This window comes from Streptomyces sp. NPDC054840 (assembly GCF_053611065.1).
Map to the genome: position 1 here is coordinate 1 of NZ_JBSGZP010000820.1, position 2,869 is coordinate 2,869.

Here is a 2,869-nt window from a genome sequence, read left to right on the forward strand (position 1 = left end):
GACCGGGACGGCGCTCGGGGCCGTCGCCCAGGACGCCGCGATCAGGCAGCGTTCCGCCGCCGCCAGGTGGGTGGCCGCGGCCAGCCAGGCCCAGGCGTAGCCGTCGGGCGAGGGGTCGGCCAGCCGGCCGAAGACGTCGCGGGGACGGCGGTCGGCCTCGGCGGCCAGCGCGGCGGTCAGGTCCGCCGCCGCGGTGAGCCCGGCCCGGCGCAGCGGGCCGTACGAGGCCCCGGCCAGGGAGGCCGTACCGCGCGCCGCCTCGGCCACGGCCCGGCGGCCACCGGCGACCCCGGTCTCCAGGAGGCGGCGCACCCGCCACAGCGGGGAGTCGGCCAACGGGTCCGGGCCCTCGGCCGCCGGGAGCGGTACCGGGGCGGCGGCCCCCTGCGGGAAGTGGGCGCCCTGGAGGCGGTCGTAGCCGAGGTCGGCCCGGCCCAGCCACTCCTCGGGCAGTCGCAGCGTGTACTCCGCGCCCGGCACCGGGCCCACGGCGAGGGGGCGCAGCGTGGCGGTGCGGTCCAGGTCGGGGCGGCCCAGGACGCGCAGCAGGAGTCCGGGGTACGAGGCGATGCGGCGCAGGTTCTCCGTGTGCGCCAGCTCCGGGTGCGGATGCGCGGGCAGCAGCCGCAGCAGGGGTGCGTCCGGGCGCGCCTCACGGACGAGAAGGTGCCCGCCGACCGCGCCCACGACGGTGACGTCGCAGCCGAGCAGCGCGGACCCGGCTGGGTCCGGGGCCGCGAGCAGCTCGGCGACGGCCTCGGCGGCCGGTCGGGCGAAGAGCGGCGCGGCGGGCTGCTCGGTCCAGGGGGTACCCGGCAGCGGGGTCGCCCTGACCCCGCGTCCGGCGCCGAGCCGGCCTTCCGGTGAAACGGTCGCGCCGACGATACGCAGGCCACCGCGGGCGAGGCCCGCATGGTCGAGGGTGGCGCCGCCGAGGGCGACGGAGGCGGAACCGGCGCCACGGGCGCGGGCCAGGCCGCCGGGGCGGACGTCGGAGACCGAGTAGGGGGTGCCGTCCGGGGCCAACAGGTGGGTGACCACGCCGCCGTATCCGGTGGCGGAGAGCACGGGTTCCCGGCACAGGCCCTGCACCTGGAGGCTGCCGCCGGGCGCGTAGGCACGGCGGGCGGTGCCCGTCAGTGCGGGGTCGGCGGATCCGGAGGCCAGCAGTCCGGTGGTGTGGAGGAGTTCTCCGAAGGCTCTGGTGAGGTCGCCGAGCCGCTGGCCGGCCAGGCGTTCGCGGGCGGCGCGCAGGCCGCGTACGACCCGTAGGGCGGCCGCTTCGGCGCGGGGCAGCCCGGCGAGGCGGGCGGTGTGGGCGGCGCGCAGCAGTTCGGCCTGGACCACCGCTCCCCCGGCGGTCACTCCGGCGGCGAGGGCTTCTGCGGCCACGTGCCAGAGGGCGCCGGCGGCGCGTAGCTGGGCCGCGGTGAGGGCCGGGGCGGGCATGGTGGTCACGACGGACGCGAGCGACGCGGCGGCCTCGACCGGTTCCGTGGACCCGGTAGGAGCGGCGGGATCGGTCGACCCGGGCGCCGTGGCCGGCTCCGGCCCCGGCTCCGTGGCCGGCTCCGGTGGGGTGTCCGCGAGCGGGGCCGCGCCCAGGGCGGCGGCCCGGTGCAGGCAGCGGGGTGCCAGCAGGCAGGTGCAGGTGGCCTGGTCCGCCGTGGTGATCGTGCCCGCCGGACCGGGGCGCAGGGTGACGAGGGCGTCCTCGCCGAAGCGGAGGGTGACGGTGCCGTCGGCCGCGGGGACGGCGCCCGCCGCGCAGCCCTCGGTGGCGGCGTCCAGCTTCTTGCGCAGGCGGGGGGTGAGGTTCTCGACGGCTTCGGCGAGCACCTCGGGGGCGACGGGCGGCAGTTCGGTGCTCAACGGGACTCTCCACGGAGGCGGTCGCCCACCCAGCGGGCGAGGGCGAGGGGACTGAGAGCGGCCACGGGCATACCGGCCGCCACGAGTTGCCGCGCGACCGGGACGGAGTACCGGGGCGTTCCCTCGTCGTCGAGCGCGGCGCAGCCCAGCAGGTGGGCGCCCGAGGCGGCCAGCGCGCGGACCTCCCCGAGGAGCCCGCCGATCGGCGCGCCCTCCTCGAAGTCGCTGACCACGACGACGAGGGTGCGGCTCGGGACGGTGATCAGGGAGCGGGCGTGCGCGAGGCCGGCGGCGATGTGCGTGCCACCGCCGACCCGGACCTCCAGCAGCAGGGAGAGCGGGTCCTCGACCCGGTCGGTGAGGTCCACGACCTGGGTGGAGAAGGCGAGGAAGTGGGTGGAGAGGGTCGGCACGCCACCCAGCACCGCCGCGGTCAGCGCCGACCAGATGACGGACGCCTCCATGGATCCGGAGACGTCGACGACCAGGATCAGCCGCCAGTCGGCCTCGCGGCTCGCCCGGGTGCTGAAGACGGGCCGCTCCGGGACGACGACGACGGTACCGTCGGCCCGCCGCCGGGTGTGCGCGAGGTTGGCGCGCAGGGTGCGGGCCAGGTCGAGCTTGCCGCCGGGCCGCCGGGTGGGGCGCGGGGTGGCGAGGCCGGAGAGGGCCGGGCGCAGCCGGGTGGCGAGCTCTTTGGCGAGTTCGTCGACGAGCCGTCTGACCAGGGGGCGCAGTCGGGCGAGTTGGGCCTCCGGCAGCCCGCCGACGAGGGACAGTACGGAGCTCAGCAGTTCCACCGAGGGCCGTACGGCCGCCGGATCGAGCTGGGTGAGGACGTCGCTGCGACCCGCTTCGGCCGCTCCTGCCAGCACCTCCTCCCGTACGTCGGCGCCGAACAGCGCCTCCAGTTCCCGCGACCACTCCCGGGCGGTGGGGAAGGAGGCCTCCTGGCCGCCGCCCTGGCCGTGCCCTTGGCCGAGGTCGAGGTCGGAGG

The 2,869-nt window shown here is 78.0% G+C and carries 2 protein-coding genes; both read right to left on the reverse strand.

Going from position 1 to position 2,869, the window contains the following annotated elements:
* A partial coding sequence (locus ACWGIU_RS34535) for a hypothetical protein (protein ID WP_453712055.1) occupies positions 1 to 1,872 on the reverse strand: 1,872 nt, incomplete at its 3' end.
* A partial coding sequence (locus tag ACWGIU_RS34540; protein WP_453712056.1) for a vWA domain-containing protein occupies positions 1,869 to 2,869 on the reverse strand: 1,001 nt, incomplete at its 5' end. The genes ACWGIU_RS34535 and ACWGIU_RS34540, both read right to left, overlap by 4 nt.